Raw genomic sequence first — 15,627 nt, 5'->3', positions numbered from 1 at the left:
TATTTCCTTGTTGGTAGTCACCCACCGCTCAGGCGCCTGAAAGTGTGCGCCATTCTTCGGGGGTTAAGGTTTTAAATGACAAAGCGTGAATTTCTCCACCCATCCGGTGCCCGAGAGCTTTGTAAACCAGCTGGTGCTGCTGCACCATGCTCTTGCCGACGAACTCGGGACTGACGACGACCGCTTCGAAATGCTGGCCATCGTCCCCCGATACATCGATATAGTCACACTTCAGTCCATTTTCAATATGGCCCCTGATTTCTTCTTTGGTAATCATTTATTTCCTCAACTTGTAGCCGCTCTTGAGCAAAAGCAAAGTAGCCAATGATAATGCCAAAAAGCAGCTAGCGACAATCGACAGCCCGAATACCGGGGAAACATCCGACGTGCCAAAAAAGCCATAGCGGAAGCCGTCGATCAGATAAAAAAACGGGTTGAAGCGCGACACGCCCTGCCAGAACGGAGGCAGGGAATTGATCGAATAAAAAACGCCGGAGAGAAAGGTCAGCGGCACGATGATGAAATTCTGCACCGCCGACATCTGATCGTAGCTCTCCGCCCACAGCGAGGAGACGATCCCTGTCGCGCCCAGCATGGCACAGCCAAGCAAAGCGAAAGCCAGTATCCACATTGGATGAACCAGCGGCACGACGGTGAACCACAGGCCGGCCAGCCCCACCCCCAAGCCCACCACCACGCCGCGCACCACCGACGCCGCCACGTAGGCGGCAAAAAACTCCCAGTACGCCAGCGGCGGCAGCAGGATGAACACGATGCTGCCATTCATCTTCGACTGGATCAGGCTGGACGAACTGTTCGCAAACGCGTTCTGCAGCATCGCCATCATCACCAGCCCGGGGATCAGGAAAGCCGTGTAATTCACGCCCGGATAGACATGGACATGCTCTTCCAGCACGTGGGAAAAAATCAGCAGGTAAAGCAGAGTGGTCACCACCGGAGAAAGAATGGTCTGCAGACTGACTTTCCAGAAACGCAAAATCTCCTTGTAGAAGAGTGTCCACAGGCCGGTCATGACCGCACCAGCTTGAGGAACACGTCCTCCAGATCGGGTTTGGAAACGCCCAGCTCAGCAACACTGATACCCGCCTCGCGCAGGACGCGCAACACGTTTTCCAACTCGGCATGGTGTTTCAGCGAGAGCTTGAAAACTTCGCCGTCCTGTCCACTCGACAAGGGCTGCAAAATATCGGGCAGGCGCGGCGGGTCCAGCCGCATACTGACCTGAATGGCCGCATAGCGGTTCAGCAGGTTGGCGGTAGTATCCAGTGCCACGACCTCGCCCTGCTTCAACATGGCGACGCGGCTGCACAAGGTTTCCGCCTCCTCGAGGTAATGCGTGGTGAGCACGATGGTGTGCCCCTCGCGATTGAGGCGGCGGATGAATCCCCACAAGCTCTGGCGCAATTCCACGTCCACGCCCGCGGTGGGCTCATCGAGGACGATTACCGGCGGCTTGTGCACCAGCGCCTGCGCCACCAGCACGCGGCGCTTCATCCCGCCGGAAAGTGTGCGCACATAGGCATCCGCCTTGTCGGTCAATCCCAGGCTTTCCAGCAATTCGTCGATCCAGGCATCGTTGTTGCGGATATTGAAATAGCCGGACTGGAATTGCAGCATTTCACGCACAGTGAAAAATGCGTCGTACACCAATTCCTGCGGCACAACCCCGATGGAACGGCGCGCTTCGCGATAGTCGGCCCTTACATCATGGCCAAGCACCTTGAGATTCCCACTGTCAGCCAGCGCCAGACCGGCCAGGATATTGATCAGAGTGGATTTGCCCGCGCCGTTGGGGCCCAGCAGTGCGAAAAACTCGCCTTGCTGAATGCTCAGGTCAACGCCGCGCAGGGCCTGCACAGTGCCGAAACGCTTGTGGACCTGACGGATTTCGATGGCGGGAAACATGGGGAAACGGAGCCTTGCCGCTTACGCGGCGGGCAAAAGATCTTCTACGCCGTATACTTTCACCAGGCTTTGCAAATTTTCCGGGAGATGGCTGATGCGCAACTTGCGGCCCGACCGCGCAGATTGACGCGCCCATTCCAGCAACAAGCTGACCGCCGCAGAGTCGACCTCGCCCACGCCGCTGAAGTCCAGTACCCAAGGACCTTCCTCAGCGAAAAGCGCCGTGCTCTCGCGCAGCGCCTCGTTCACGGTAACCATGGTCAGCGGCCCGCTAAAGTGGATTGCGCCACCGCCCAGCTCGATCATTTTTTCTTTGCCGCAGCGGGAGTCTTTTCGCCGCCTTTCGCTTCCTGGCGGTTTTTATCCGACAGTGTCTTGATCAGGCCATCGATGCCCTTGCTCTGGATTTCAGATCCGAAGGAGCCCCGATAATTGGTCACCAGGCTGACGTTGTCTACCGCCACATCGTAGACCTTCCACTCATTGCCGGTTTTTTCCAGGCTGTAGTCGATCGGGATCGGCTGGCCGCCGGGCTGGTTGACTACCGTCTTGACCGTCACGTCCGTGTCGCCCGGCTGCAACTTGAGCGGCCTGTAATCAATGGTCTGGTTCTTGTAAGAGGTCAAGGAATTGGAATAAGTACGCACCAGCAAGGAGCGGAATTCGCTGACCAGCGCCTGCCGTTGCGCCGGCGTCGCCTTGGGCCAGTAGCGCCCAACCGCAAGCTGCGCCATGTGGGCGAAATCGAAGTGCGGCAACACCTTGGCATCCACCAGTTGCAGCACCTTCTGGCTATTGCCGGACTGAATGTCCTTGTCCTGCTTGATGATCGACAGCACATCCTGAGCCGTGTTCTTCACCAGCACATCCGGGGGCATTTCGGCCGCTGCGGCAGAAAAAGCAGCCGCCATGGAAACAGCCAACAGCACGGCCCGAATCTTCTGCATCATTTGTAATCTCCAGTCACTTTAGCCATTTGGGCCACGTACATATTGTAGTCGTTCACCGTCAACAGGTACTCAGCTTGGGTCGTGGCATAGGTTTTCAAGGCCTCGCTCACGCGCTCGGGCTTTTCCAGCCCGGCATTGAAGTCTGCGTAGGAAGCCACCATCCAGCGCCGTGCCGACGCCGCGCCCTGCGCCAGATCCTGTTGCGCCTTGTAATAAGCCTGCATCTTGGCATAGGTTTCCGCCACCTCGAAGGGAATGCCCTGCAACGCAAAGCGGTTCTTCGCCAGCAATGCATCGAGCTCCGCCTGTGCCTGAGCCACCCGCGCCGGCACGACATCAAAAGCCAGATCCCATTTCAGCCCCACCACCGGAGTCAGCCCGGCATGGTTGAACGGGTCGTAGACGTACGGGTTGTCCAGGGTGTCGCGCCGTGACGCATAGGCAAAGCTGCCCACCACACCGGCGTAAATGTTGGGGTACATTTCCGCTTTTTTCGCGTCCACCAGCGCTCGCCTTGCGCGCAGACCGGCGTCAAGCTGCGACAGTTCGGGCCGCGCGGACGCCGCTTTGCCCTGGTAATCCACCAGGCTGGCCGACGGTAGCGCCACGGGTTTCAAACTCTCGTCCGACACTTCCAATTTGCCCTCCAGCCCAACGCCGGTGAGCACCTTCAAGCCATTCAGACTGACGGTTTCGACCGATTGCGCCTGACTCAGATATTTGTTCAGCAAACCCAGCTTGGCCTGCAGTTCATAGAGGTCGGATTGCCGGGACTGACCGTTGTCTGCCTTGAGGTCCTTCTCGACCCGGGAGATTGCGCCGTTCACTTTCGACAACACGTCTTCCAGCATGCGCCGCGTATCGCGCGCCGTCAGGTAACCATAATAGGCGCGGCTCACGTCCATCACGGTACTGCCGCGCTGCAGCCGCACATCCTGGCGCTTGACGTCGATATTGCCGCGGGCCGCATCGCTGTAATTCTCGATTTTGCCGAAGGTATAGAGCGGCTTGACGATGGAAAACTGCAACGAGGTCCAGTCCGACAGGCCTTTCCAGTCGTAGGCGTCGTTGCGCGGAGTCGTGCCCGAAGTTGCGCCGCCCTGATAGAAACCGCCCTCGACCTTGGGTGCCAGACCGACAAACAGATTGGCATCGAGGCGCAGGCCGTTGTTGCCCTGAGCCTCTTCCAGCAGGGCGCGCGCCAGCTCCACCAGCTGTTCGCGCTCCTGAATGCGGGGATCAGCGCTCATGCTCATGTCGATTGCCTGCTGCAGATTGACCGTCTGCGCCCAGGTCGTCACGCCGGAAAAGCTTGTCCAGGCGCCGAATGCTACCGCTAACCATTGCTTGTTCATTTTTTCTCTCCGCTATCTGCTGCCTTATTGTAGAGAAACTGGCCGATCAGATTTTCCAGCACCACTGCCGACTGGGTGATCTTGATTTTATCGCCTTCCTTGAGCACAACGCTATCCCCACCCGACTCGAGGGCTATGTACTGTTCGCCAAGCAAACCGGAAGTCATGATGCTGGCCGAAGTATCCTTGGAAAAAGGATACTTCCGGTCCAGCTTCAACGTCACTCGGGCTTCGTGGTTTTCGGCGTCATACTTGATTTCCGCCACCCTCCCCACCACCACGCCGGCACTCTTCACCGGCGCCCGCACCTTGAGTCCGCCGATATTGCTGAAGTCGGCGGTCACGGCATAACTCTCACTTATATTGACGCCACCCAGGTTGCCGACCTTGAGGGCCAGGACCAGCAAAGCCCCCAGCCCCATCACCACGAACAACCCAACCCACAAGTCAATTGTGGTGCGCTCCATCAGACTTCTCCCCGAAACATGAATGCAGTTAATACGAAATCCAGCGCCAGAATCGCCAGCGACGAAGTCACCACGGTGCGCGTCGTCGCCCCGGATACTCCTTCCGCGGTCGGCGGCGCATCATATCCCTCGAACAGCGCGATGGCGGTCACCGCCACGCCGAACACAAAACTCTTGATCACGCCATTGACGATATCCTGTTGAAAGTCCACCGCGTTCTGCATCTGCGACCAGAAGGAGCCCTCGTCCACGCCGATCAGCTTGACGCCCACCAGATAACCACCGAACACGCCCATGGCGGAAAACATGGCCGCCAGCAGCGGCATGGAAATCACGCCGGCCCAAAAACGCGGCGCGACCACGCGCGCGATGGGGTTGACCGCCATCATTTCCATGGCCGAAAGCTGCTCGGTCGCCTTCATCAAGCCGATTTCCGCGGTAATCGCCGACCCGGCACGACTGGCGAACAGCAGCGCAGCCACCACCGGCCCCAGCTCGCGCACCAGTGACAGGGCCACCATCACGCCAAGGGATTCCGATGCGCCATAACGCTGCAGCGTATCGTACCCCTGCATCCCCAGCACCATGCCGACGAACAGCCCCGACACCAGGATAATGATGAGCGATAGCACGCCGGTGGAAAAGATTTCCTTGATGATGAGGTGGAAGCGGCGAAAGCTGGTCGCGGAATACGCCAGGGTGAGGAACAGGAAACGGCTCGCCACGCCAAAACGCCACACGCCGTCGACCACCCGGGCGCCGACACGACGCACTGCCTTGACGATGCGGCTAGGCATTCTCGCCCCCCAGTCGCAGGTCAGCGCCATAGGTCGATGCAGGGTAATGGAAAGGCACCGGGCCATCCTCCTCGCCATGAATGAATTGATGCACGAAAGCCTTGTCCGAGACGCGCATCTCTTCCGGCGTGCCGTGCGCCACGATCACCCCTTCCGAGACGAAATATACGTAATCGACTATTTCGAGGGACTCATGCACGTCATGAGTCACGACGATGGACGTCGCCCCCAGGGCATCGTTGAGGCGGCGGATCAGGTTGCCGATCACCCCCAGGGAAATTGGGTCGAGGCCGGCAAAAGGCTCGTCGTACATGATCAGCATGGGATCCAGCGCCACCGCACGGGCCAGCGCCACGCGCCGCGCCATGCCGCCGGAAAGCTCGGACGGCATCAGGTCGCGTGCGCCGCGCAAGCCGACGGCGTGGAGCTTCATCAACACCAGGTCGCGGATCACGCTTTCCGGCAGATCGGTATGCTCGCGCATCTGGAATGCGACGTTGTCGAATACCGACATGTCCGTGAACAATGCGCCGAACTGGAACAGCATGCCCATGCGGCGGCGCAGGTGGTACAAGCCGTCGGCATCGAGGTCGCGCACGATCTTGTCGTCGACCACCACTTGCCCCTGAGACGCCTTTATCTGTCCGCCGATCAGGCGCAGCATGGTCGTCTTGCCGCAGCCGCTGCCGCCCATGATCGCCACCACCTTGCCGCGTGGCACGGTCATGTTGATCCCCTTGAGGATCGGGCGCTTGTCATAGGCGAAACTGACGTTTTGAAATTCGACCAGATTATCACTGGACATAAAGCACCGGGCGGGCATGGAAAAGGCTGAAATTCTAACCCATTCGGCCGTCCTAGACTAGAACGCTTCGATGCAAAGTGGGTTGTTGGTGTTTCTACGTCGAACTGGCATCATATGAAATATGGAATTCGATATTTTTCATGAAATTGCCATGCCGTCCTTTGTGGCGCGCAGCGAAAGCGATGCATACGCCGATATCCAGGCAGAGATCGAATTGGCAGACCAACTGGAATTCCGTTGCGCCTGGTTGGCGGAGCACCATTTCAGGCGCCAATATTCCCATTGTTCCAAGCCGGAACTGGTGCTCGCGGCATTATCCCAGCGTACCCAACGGATCAGACTGGGGATGGGCATCTTCCCCGCGCCCTATCACCACCCGGTGCACGTGGCGGAGAGCATCGCCACGCTGGACATTCTCAGCAACGGTCGAATCGAGGTCGGCTTGGGCCGCGGATTTTCACTCGACGAATACAGGGCATTCGGCGTCGACATGTCGGACAGCCGTTCGCTCAGCGCCGAAATGCTGGAAATCCTGCGCACCAGTTTCACATGCAAGCCTGTTTCCTTCCATGGCGTTCATCACCGCCTGGACCATGTGGACATTTTGCCCCATCCGCTACAAACGCCTCACCCGCCCCTGTGGTCTGCGGCGCTCAGTCCAGACAGCTTCGCCTGGGTAGCGCAGCAGGGACTGGGCATGCTGGCAGGACCATTCAAGCCTTGGCTGATGACCAAGTATGACATCAAGAACTACCTGGGCGCCTGGGGCGGAGCCACGCCTCCGCGCATCGGCATGGCAGTGAGCATCCTGTGCCTGCCGGATGGAAAGCGCGCGCGCCAACTAGCGAAGCAGTCGCTCACCTGGTACTACCGCGAGTTGTACAAGACCACCTTGCCGCTATTGGAAAAGCTCTACCCGAGCTATGAACATTTGCGCGAACTGGGACATTTCCGGGAATTCATGAAACTCGGCATCAACCTGACGTTGCTGGAAAACTTCGGCATGGTCGTGGTCGGCACGCCTGCAGAATGCACCGAGCAGTTGCGCAAATTCGAAGCGGCCGGCGTCACGCATATCCTTTGCTCAGTCGGCGCTGGCGCCGTAAAAACCGAGGTCGCGCAGGAATCCTTGCGCTGCATTGCTGCGGAGGTAATGCCCGCGTTCCGGCAAGAGTGATAAAATCACGCTTTGTTTAACGTGCAGGGCAGCATTCCGTGATCGAACTCACCATCAATGGCACGCCGCGCCAGTTTGCCGGACCGCTCAACGTGACCCAACTGGTGGAGCATCTCGAACTGCTCGGCAAACGCATCGCCGTGGAACGCAACGGCGACATCGTGCCGCGCAGCCAATTCAGCGACACCCCCCTAGCCAGCGGCGACAAGCTCGAAATTGTCGTCGCCGTCGGCGGGGGCTAAATAACCCAAGCGGAATTTATGGACAACTTGATCATTGCAGGAACCAGCTACGCCTCCCGTCTGCTGGTGGGAACCGGGAAATATAAGGATTTCGACGAAACCCGGCGCGCCATCGAAGCCAGTGGCGCCGAGATCGTCACCGTCGCCATCCGTCGCACCAATATCGGCCAGAATGCCGGCGAACCCAGCCTGCTGGATGCCGTACCGCCTTCCAAATACACCTACCTGCCCAACACCGCGGGCTGCTACAGCGCCGACGACGCCGTCCGCACCTTGCGCCTGGCGCGCGAATTGCTGGACGGACACGACCTGGTGAAGCTGGAAGTACTGGGCGACCCGAAAACGCTTTACCCGAACATGATGGAAACGCTGAAAGCGGCCGAGACGCTGGTCAAAGAAGGCTTCAAGGTGATGGTCTACACCTCAGACGACCCCATCATTGCCAAGCAGCTCGAAGAGATCGGCTGCGTTGCCGTGATGCCGCTGGCCTCATTGATCGGCTCCGGCATGGGCATCCTCAACCCGTGGAACCTGCAAATCATCATCGACAACGCCAAGGTCCCTGTTATCGTGGACGCCGGCGTAGGGACCGCATCGGACGCTGCGATCGCCATGGAATTGGGCTGCGACGGGGTGCTGATGAACACCGCCATCGCCGCGGCGCAAGATCCCATCCTCATGGCGTCTGCGATGAAAAAAGCTGTGGAAGCCGGGCGCGAAGCGTTCCGTGCAGGGCGCATGGCCAAGAAACTCTATTCCGCCAGCCCCAGTTCGCCCACCACCGGCCTCATCGGCAAGTAGTCAACATGAGCGAAACTTCACACCGCCCCGTGCGCAGCTTCGTGCTGCGCCAGGGCCGCATGTCCAACGCCCAGGGCCGCGCCCATGAAACGCTGATGCCCCGCTTCGGCATTCCGTTTCAAATGGAACGCCTGGATCTGGATCACGCCTTTGGCCGTAGTGCGCCGAGAATCCTGGAGATCGGCTTTGGCATGGGGGACAGCACTGCACAAATCGCGCGGGAACACCCTGAAAACGACTACCTGTGCATCGAGGTTCACACCCCCGGCGTCGGCAGTCTGCTGAAGCAAATCGAGGAATCGGGCTTGAGCAACATTCGCATCGTTCAGCACGATGCGGTGGAAGTGCTGAAACTCATGCTGGCCCCGGGCACGCTCGACGGCGTGCATATCTTCTTTCCCGACCCCTGGCCGAAGAAGCGCCATCACAAGCGTCGCCTGATACAGGCGGAATTCGTGGCGCTATTATGCGAGCGGCTAAAAACAGGTGGTTATCTGCATGCCGCGACGGACTGGGAAGAATATGCAACGCATATTCTGGCAACGTTCAGCGCGGAACCGCGCTTGGCCAACACCGCCGCCAATTACGCGCCGCGGCCGGATTATCGCCCGCTCACCAAATTCGAACAGCGCGGCTTAAGGCTGGGACACGGGGTATGGGATATCGTATTTAGACGGGCTGCCCTGGACTAGACCGCCTCGGGCAACTTTTCCACCAGCAGGGTATGCAGGCGCCGGCTGTCGGCACGCAGAACCTGAAATTTCAAGCCATCCAGGACAATGCTTTCACCACGCTTGGGCAAACGGCCGAATTTGCTTACCACCAGGCCACCCACGGTGTCATAGTCTTCGTCGCTAAACGACGTGCCCAGCACTTCGTTGAACCCGGCGACTTCGGTCACCGCCTTTACGCGGTAGTTGCCGGCACGATCCTGGATGATGTTGTCTTCGGTTTCATCGAAGTCGTATTCGTCCTCGATTTCCCCCACGATCTGCTCCAGCACGTCCTCGATGGTCACCAGCCCGGATACGCCGCCGTATTCGTCCACCACCAGGGCGATGTGATTGCGGTTCATGCGGAATTCCTTGAGCAGCACGTTGAGCCGTTTGGCCTCCGGGATGAACACCGCCGGGCGCAGCATGTCGCGCACGTCGAATTCCACGCCGGCGTAGTAGCGCAGCAGGTCCTTGGCAAGCAGGATGCCGATGACGTCGTCCTTGTTCTCCCCGATTACGGGAAAACGCGAGTGGGCGGTCTCGATTACAAAGGGAATAAAAGCTTCGGGAGCATCGGCGATGTCGATCACGTCCATCTGCGCACGTGGAATCATGATGTCGCGCACCTGCATTTCGGACACCTGCAACACACCCTCGATCATGGAAAGCGCATCGGCGTCTAGCAGGTTTTTTTCGTAAGCGGTGTGGAGGATTTCCACCAGCTCTTCCCGGTTATCCGGTTCGGGCGAGAGCCACGCCCCCAAGCGTTCCAACCAGCCCGGTTTGGCAGGTTCATCCATGCGACTGCATTGCCTCTTTAAACAGCATAGGGATCAGTATAACCGAGCTTTCTCATGATGTGGGTTTCCACCGCCTCCATCTCCAGGGCATCGTCCTCGTTTTCGTGATCGTAGCCCTGCAAATGCAGCATGCCATGCACCACCAGGTGCGCATAATGCGCTTCGACACTTTTGCCCTGCTCCACAGCTTCGCGGCTCACTACCGGCGCGCACAACACCAGATCGCCCTGGCATGGAAGCTCCTGCTGATAGACGAACGACAGGACGTTGGTGGCGTAGTCCTTGCCACGATATTCACGGTTGAGCTCGCACCCCTCGTCCTCATCCACCAAGCGCACGGTCACCTCGGCTTCGCCTTCGAGCGCAGCTGCCGCCCAGGCCCGTATCTCGGCGCGCGTAGGCTCATCGTCCTGCTTGCAGGCAAATTGCACCGCGAGCGAGAGCTTGTGCCGCGCTGCTTTCATTTATTGCCCTCTTCGTAGCGGGCGTAGGCATTCACAATGTGCTGCACCAACGGGTGACGCACCACGTCCTCGGATTCGAAGAAAGTAAACGCGATGCCACGTACTTTTCCTAGCACGGCATGCACGTTGGCCAGCCCGCTTTTCTGCCCCTTGGCCAGGTCAATTTGCGTCACGTCGCCGGTTATCACTGCTTTGGTGCCGAACCCGATCCGCGTCAGGAACATCTTCATCTGCTCCGGCGTGGTGTTCTGCGCTTCGTCCAGGATGATAAAGGAATGATTGAGCGTTCGTCCGCGCATGTAAGCCAAGGGCGCGATTTCGATCGCACCGCGCTCGAACAGTTTGCCCACCCGGTCGAAGCCCATCAGGTCATAGAGTGCGTCGTAAAGGGGGCGCAGATAAGGATCGACTTTTTGGGCCAAGTCGCCGGGCAGGAATCCAAGATGCTCGCCGGCCTCCACGGCCGGACGCACCAGTACGATGCGTTTTACGGCGTCGCGCTCCAGGGCGTCTACCGCACTAGCAACAGCCAGATAGGTTTTACCGGTTCCGGCAGGGCCGATGCCGAAGGTGATGTCGTGCTCCTGGATGTGCTGCAAATAAGCATTCTGGCGAGGGGTGCGGCCACGCAGATCGTGTTTGCGCGTCATCAGTACGGGCACCATTTCCGCACTACCGTCCGATTCGCGTTCATTATTCAATTCGATCAAACCGAGCTGAATTTCATCGACGGAAAGCGCGTGCTTTGCCTGAGCATAGAACATCTGCAATGCCTGCGCGGCGCGACGGCTCTGCTCCGGACGCCCGCCTACTGAAAAATGCTCGCCGCGTCGGGCGATGCTGACATCCAGAGCGGTCTCAATCTGCTTGAGGTTCTCATCAAGCGCACCGCACAGGTTGGCCAGCCGGTTGTTGTCTACCGGGGAAAACGCGATCTCGATCGATTTTGATTTCAATGCTCTCTCACTATGATATCGCCGCGCAAGCTGTGTGACATCGCAGCGGTGATGCCCACACTCACTACTGAGCCGATCAAACGCGCCTGACCGGCAAAGTAAACCACGCGATTATTATCGGTACGTCCGAACATTTCGTTTGCATCCTTCCGTGATACACCCTCGACCAGGATGCGCTGCACCGTGCCGACCATCTCTTGTCCGATCGCGATGGCCTGAGCATCGATCTTTTCCTGCAATCGCTGCAAACGCTGCTGCTTGATCTCAAGCGGCGTCTCATCATGGAGTTCGGCAGCGAGGGTACCCGGACGAGGGCTGAATAAAAAACTGTAGCTGGTATCGAACCCGATTTCATCGATCAGCTTCATCGTGGCTTCGAAATCGGCCTCGGTTTCTCCTGGAAACCCGACGATAAAATCCGATGAGATCGTGATGTCCGGGCGTATCGCGCGAAGTTTTCGAATTTTGGATTTATATTCCAGCGCCGTGTAGCCACGTTTCATGGCGGAGAGAATACGGTCTGAGCCGGACTGCACGGGCAAATGCAGAAAGCTCACCAGTTTGGGGATGCTGCAATAGGCATCGATCAGAATCTGGGAAAATTCTACCGGATGAGAAGTAATAAAACGCAAACGCTCAACGCCGGGAACATCCGCCAGATAATGCAACAGCAGCGCCAAGTCGGCAATATCGCCGTCATGCATTTCCCCACGGTACGCATTTACATTCTGTCCGAGCAAGGTAATTTCCCTCACGCCGTTCTTAGCCAACTGCGCAGCCTCAGCGAGAATATCGTCGAAAGGACGCGAAACCTCCGCCCCCCGAGTGAACGGAACGATGCAGTAAGTACAATACTTACTGCACCCCTCCATCACCGAAATATACGCGCTGACACCCTCAACCCGTGCCTCGGGCAGGTAATCGAATTTTTCGACTTCGGGAAAGGATATATCGACTTGGGGCTTGCCGCTGGACTGGCGGTCCTTGATCAACTGTGGAAGACGATGCAAAGTTTGGGGCCCGAACACGATATCCACGTAAGGCGCACGAGCAATGATTGCGCTCCCCTCCTGGCTGGCCACACAGCCACCCACGCCAATAACCAAATCGGGATTACGTTGCTTTAGTTTGCGCCAGCGGCCTAGTTGGTGAAACACCTTTTCCTGCGCCTTTTCGCGTATGGAACAGGTATTCAGCAGGATGACATCAGCGTCTTCGGCATTGTCTGTACTAACCATGCCACTCTGCGCATGCAGTACGTCAGCCATCTTGGATGAGTCATACTCGTTCATCTGGCAGCCGAAGGTTTTAATGAAGATTTTTTTTGCCACGTGTGATTTGTAATATCAGGTTGATAACAACAATTCTACCAGCGTGAATTTGCGCCGCAAATGACAAAGCCCTCGCGAGGAGGGCTTTGTCTGGGTGAGGAGCTTGGCGGTGACCTACTTTCACATGCGTAATGCACACTATCATCGGCGCGGAGGCGTTTCACGGTCCTGTTCGGGATGGGAAGGGGTGGTTCCACCTTGCTATTGCCGCCAAGCATAACTTGTCACTCACAGCTGACTGGTATTGCGATCAGCTGTCAGTATTAAAACGGAAGAAGTAATGGGTAATGATTGTACTGGCTTATAGAAGCCGCTTAAGGTTATAGGATCAAGTCTCACGGGCAATTAGTATCGGTTAGCTTAACGCATTACTGCGCTTCCACACCCGACCTATCAACGTCCTGGTCTTGAACGACCCTTTAGGGGAATCTAGTTCCCGGGAAGTCTCATCTCGAGGCAAGTTTCACGCTTAGATGCTTTCAGCGTTTATCTCCTCCGCACATAGCTACCCGGCGATGCGACTGGCGTCACAACCGGTACACCAGAGGTGCGTCCACTCCGGTCCTCTCGTACTAGGAGCAGCCCCCCTCAAACTTCCAACGCCCACGGCAGATAGGGACCAAACTGTCTCACGACGTTTTAAACCCAGCTCACGTACCACTTTAAATGGCGAACAGCCATACCCTTGGGACCGGCTACAGCCCCAGGATGTGATGAGCCGACATCGAGGTGCCAAACTCCGCCGTCGATATGAACTCTTGGGCGGAATCAGCCTGTTATCCCCGGCGTACCTTTTATCCGTTGAGCGATGGCCCTTCCATACAGAACCACCGGATCACTATGACCTGCTTTCGCACCTGCTCGACCTGTCCGTCTCGCAGTCAAGCACGCTTATGCCATTGCACTATCAGTACGATGTCCGACCGTACCTAGCGTACCTTCGCACTCCTCCGTTACTCTTTGGGAGGAGACCGCCCCAGTCAAACTGCCTACCATACACGGTCCCCGATCCAGATAATGGACCTAGGTTAGAACCTCAAACACATCAGGGTGGTATTTCAACGTCGGCTCCATGAGAACTAGCGTTCCCACTTCAAAGCCTCCCACCTATCCTACACAGATGTATTCAAAGTCCAATGTAAAGCTACAGTAAAGGTGCACGGGGTCTTTCCGTCTAGCCGCGGGTAGATTGCATCTTCACAAACATTTCAACTTCGCTGAGTCTCGGGTGGAGACAGTGTGGCCATCGTTACGCCATTCGTGCGGGTCGGAACTTACCCGACAAGGAATTTCGCTACCTTAGGACCGTTATAGTTACGGCCGCCGTTTACTGGGGCTTCGATCAAGAGCTTGCACCCCATCACTTAACCTTCCAGCACCGGGCAGGCGTCACACCCTATACGTCCACTTTCGTGTTTGCAGAGTGCTGTGTTTTTATTAAACAGTCGCAGCCACCATTTCACTGCAACCCCATCGGCCTTCGAGAGTAAATCTCTACAACCTACCGGGGCGCACCTTCTCCCGAAGTTACGGTGCAAATTTGCCGAGTTCCTTCACCCGAGTTCTCTCAAGCGCCTTAGAATTCTCATCCTGCCCACCTGTGTCGGTTTGCGGTACGGTCTTCATACAACTGAAGCTTAGAGGCTTTTCTTGGAAGCATGGTATCAGTTACTTCGCACTCTAAGAGTGCTCGTCATCACGCCTCGGCCTTAGCCCTCCGGATTTGCCTAAAGGACCAGCCTACACGCTTAAACCGGGACATCCAACACCCGGCCAACCTAACCTTCTCCGTCCCCCCATCGCATTGTATAAAGGTATCGGAATATTAACCGATTTCCCATCAGCTACGCATTTCTGCCTCACCTTAGGGGCCGACTCACCCTGCGCCGATGAACGTTGCGCAGGAAACCTTGGGCTTTCGGCGAGGGAGCTTTTCACTCCCTTTATCGCTACTCATGTCAGCATTCGCACTTCTGATACCTCCAGCATCCCTCACGAGACACCTTCGCAGGCCTACAGAACGCTCTCCTACCATATGTGCAAGCACATATCCGCGTCTTCGGTATATAGTTTGAGCCCCGTTACATCTTCCGCGCAGGACGACTCGACCAGTGAGCTATTACGCTTTCTTTAAATGATGGCTGCTTCTAAGCCAACATCCTGGCTGTCTATGCCTTCCCACCTCGTTTTCCACTTAACTATATTTGGGGACCTTAGACGGCGGTCTGGGTTGTTTCCCTCTTGACAACGGACGTTAGCACCCGCTGTCTGTCTGCCACACTCGAACTCCTCGGTATTCTGAGTTTGCCATGGGTTGGTAACCAGCAATAGGCCCCTAGCCATAACAGTGCTTTACCCCCGAGGGTTATATGTGACGCACTACCTAAATAGTTTTCGGAGAGAACCAGCTATTTCCGGATTTGTTTAGCCTTTCACCCCTATCCACAGCTCATCCCCTAACTTTTCAACGTTAGTGGGTTCGGACCTCCAGTGCGTGTTACCGCACCTTCATCCTGGCCATGGATAGATCATCCGGTTTCGGGTCTACACCCAGCAACTAATCGCCCTTATCAGACTCGCTTTCGCTGCGCCTCCCCTATCGGTTAAGCTCGCTACTGAATGTAAGTCGCTGACCCATTATACAAAAGGTACGCAGTCACGGAACAAGTCCGCTCCCACTGTTTGTATGCATGCGGTTTCAGGATCTATTTCACTCCCCTCCCGGGGTTCTTTTCGCCTTTCCCTCACGGTACTGGTTCACTATCGGTCGATTACGAGTATTTAGCCTTGGAGGATGGTCCCCCCATGTTCAGACAAGGTTTCTCGTGCCCCGCCCTACT

General features: G+C 57.1%; 17 protein-coding genes and 2 rRNA genes (1 of these 19 cut by a window edge). 4 read left to right on the top strand and 15 right to left on the bottom strand.

Translation table 11 applies throughout. The features are described from left to right. Positions 1-28: 28 nt before the first annotated feature. The 9 genes from SKTS_RS02130 to SKTS_RS02090 are packed head-to-tail and all read right to left on the bottom strand — an operon-like array spanning position 29 to position 6,300. Complete coding sequence (locus SKTS_RS02130; RefSeq protein ID WP_173059630.1) at positions 29-277, bottom strand: BolA family protein; 249 nt, start codon at positions 275-277, stop codon at positions 29-31. After that, positions 278-1,033 carry an ABC transporter permease gene (locus SKTS_RS02125; RefSeq protein WP_173059627.1) on the bottom strand — a complete coding sequence of 252 codons (756 nt, stop codon included), beginning with the start codon at positions 1,031-1,033 and terminating at the stop codon, positions 278-280. It abuts the gene before it with no gap. Then, positions 1,030-1,926 (bottom strand): ABC transporter ATP-binding protein, encoded by an 897-nt coding sequence (locus tag SKTS_RS02120; RefSeq protein ID WP_173059624.1) that lies wholly within the window; start codon positions 1,924-1,926, stop codon positions 1,030-1,032. The genes SKTS_RS02125 and SKTS_RS02120 overlap by 4 nt, the downstream gene beginning before the upstream one ends. A gap of 21 nt (positions 1,927-1,947) precedes the next feature. Next, on the bottom strand, positions 1,948-2,232 hold the full coding sequence (locus tag SKTS_RS02115; protein ID WP_173059621.1) for an STAS domain-containing protein: 285 nt from the start codon (positions 2,230-2,232) through the stop codon (positions 1,948-1,950). Then, positions 2,229-2,876: an MlaC/ttg2D family ABC transporter substrate-binding protein gene (locus tag SKTS_RS02110; protein WP_342343003.1), complete on the bottom strand. Its 648-nt coding sequence runs from the start codon at positions 2,874-2,876 to the stop codon at positions 2,229-2,231. The genes SKTS_RS02115 and SKTS_RS02110 overlap by 4 nt, the downstream gene beginning before the upstream one ends. Then, on the bottom strand, positions 2,873-4,231 hold the full coding sequence (locus tag SKTS_RS02105) for a TolC family protein (RefSeq protein WP_173059618.1): 1,359 nt from the start codon (positions 4,229-4,231) through the stop codon (positions 2,873-2,875). Before SKTS_RS02105 ends, SKTS_RS02110 begins: the two co-directional genes overlap by 4 nt. After that, a complete protein-coding gene (gene mlaD, locus SKTS_RS02100) occupies positions 4,228-4,698 on the bottom strand; it encodes an outer membrane lipid asymmetry maintenance protein MlaD (RefSeq protein ID WP_173059615.1) in 471 nt (156 codons plus the stop codon). The genes SKTS_RS02105 and mlaD overlap by 4 nt, the downstream gene beginning before the upstream one ends. Beyond that, positions 4,698-5,495 (bottom strand): lipid asymmetry maintenance ABC transporter permease subunit MlaE, encoded by a 798-nt coding sequence (mlaE, locus tag SKTS_RS02095; RefSeq protein ID WP_173059612.1) that lies wholly within the window; start codon positions 5,493-5,495, stop codon positions 4,698-4,700. The genes mlaD and mlaE overlap by 1 nt, the downstream gene beginning before the upstream one ends. Next, entirely contained in the window at positions 5,488-6,300 is an 813-nt protein-coding gene (locus tag SKTS_RS02090; RefSeq protein ID WP_173059609.1) for an ABC transporter ATP-binding protein, read from the bottom strand. Before SKTS_RS02090 ends, mlaE begins: the two co-directional genes overlap by 8 nt. A 121-nt stretch (positions 6,301-6,421) precedes the next feature. Here SKTS_RS02090 and SKTS_RS02085 point away from each other — a divergent pair, with 121 nt between their 5' ends. Genes SKTS_RS02085 through trmB form a run of 4 tightly spaced genes read left to right on the top strand, consistent with a single transcriptional unit; the run spans position 6,422 to position 9,212 of the window. After that, complete coding sequence (locus SKTS_RS02085; protein WP_173059606.1) at positions 6,422-7,477, top strand: LLM class flavin-dependent oxidoreductase; 1,056 nt, start codon at positions 6,422-6,424, stop codon at positions 7,475-7,477. Positions 7,478-7,515: 38 nt separating this feature from the next. After that, a complete protein-coding gene (gene thiS / locus SKTS_RS02080) occupies positions 7,516-7,719 on the top strand; it encodes a sulfur carrier protein ThiS (RefSeq protein ID WP_173059603.1) in 204 nt (67 codons plus the stop codon). 18 nt (positions 7,720-7,737) lie between these two features. Continuing rightward, the gene (locus SKTS_RS02075; protein ID WP_173059600.1) at positions 7,738-8,520 is read left to right on the top strand and encodes a thiazole synthase; all 783 of its coding nucleotides are present in this window, start codon (positions 7,738-7,740) and stop codon (positions 8,518-8,520) included. A 5-nt stretch (positions 8,521-8,525) separates the two neighbouring features. Further along, on the top strand, positions 8,526-9,212 hold the full coding sequence (trmB, locus tag SKTS_RS02070; protein WP_173059596.1) for a tRNA (guanosine(46)-N7)-methyltransferase TrmB: 687 nt from the start codon (positions 8,526-8,528) through the stop codon (positions 9,210-9,212). Here trmB and SKTS_RS02065 read toward each other — a convergent pair. The 6 genes from SKTS_RS02065 to SKTS_RS02040 form a co-directional block, all read right to left on the bottom strand. Further along, on the bottom strand, positions 9,209-10,036 hold the full coding sequence (locus SKTS_RS02065; protein ID WP_173059592.1) for a CorC family transporter: 828 nt from the start codon (positions 10,034-10,036) through the stop codon (positions 9,209-9,211). The genes trmB and SKTS_RS02065 overlap by 4 nt on opposite strands. Before the next feature lie 17 nt (positions 10,037-10,053). Beyond that, positions 10,054-10,500: an rRNA maturation RNase YbeY gene (gene ybeY / locus SKTS_RS02060; RefSeq protein WP_173059589.1), complete on the bottom strand. Its 447-nt coding sequence runs from the start codon at positions 10,498-10,500 to the stop codon at positions 10,054-10,056. Further along, positions 10,497-11,456: a PhoH family protein gene (locus SKTS_RS02055; protein ID WP_173059586.1), complete on the bottom strand. Its 960-nt coding sequence runs from the start codon at positions 11,454-11,456 to the stop codon at positions 10,497-10,499. The genes ybeY and SKTS_RS02055 overlap by 4 nt, the downstream gene beginning before the upstream one ends. Then, positions 11,453-12,787 (bottom strand): tRNA (N6-isopentenyl adenosine(37)-C2)-methylthiotransferase MiaB, encoded by a 1,335-nt coding sequence (gene miaB, locus SKTS_RS02050; RefSeq protein ID WP_173059583.1) that lies wholly within the window; start codon positions 12,785-12,787, stop codon positions 11,453-11,455. The genes SKTS_RS02055 and miaB overlap by 4 nt, the downstream gene beginning before the upstream one ends. A 101-nt stretch (positions 12,788-12,888) precedes the next feature. Beyond that, positions 12,889-13,002 (bottom strand): 5S ribosomal RNA (gene rrf, locus SKTS_RS02045). Between the two features lie 109 nt (positions 13,003-13,111). Beyond that, positions 13,112-15,627: ribosomal RNA gene (locus SKTS_RS02040) — 23S ribosomal RNA — on the bottom strand; it runs 367 nt beyond the window's last position.

This window comes from Sulfurimicrobium lacus, assembly GCF_011764585.1.
Lineage (GTDB): Bacteria > Pseudomonadota > Gammaproteobacteria > Burkholderiales > Sulfuricellaceae > Sulfurimicrobium > Sulfurimicrobium lacus.
Note: the sequence above shows the minus strand (reverse complement) of the source record. Positions and strands in the feature narration are given on the sequence as shown.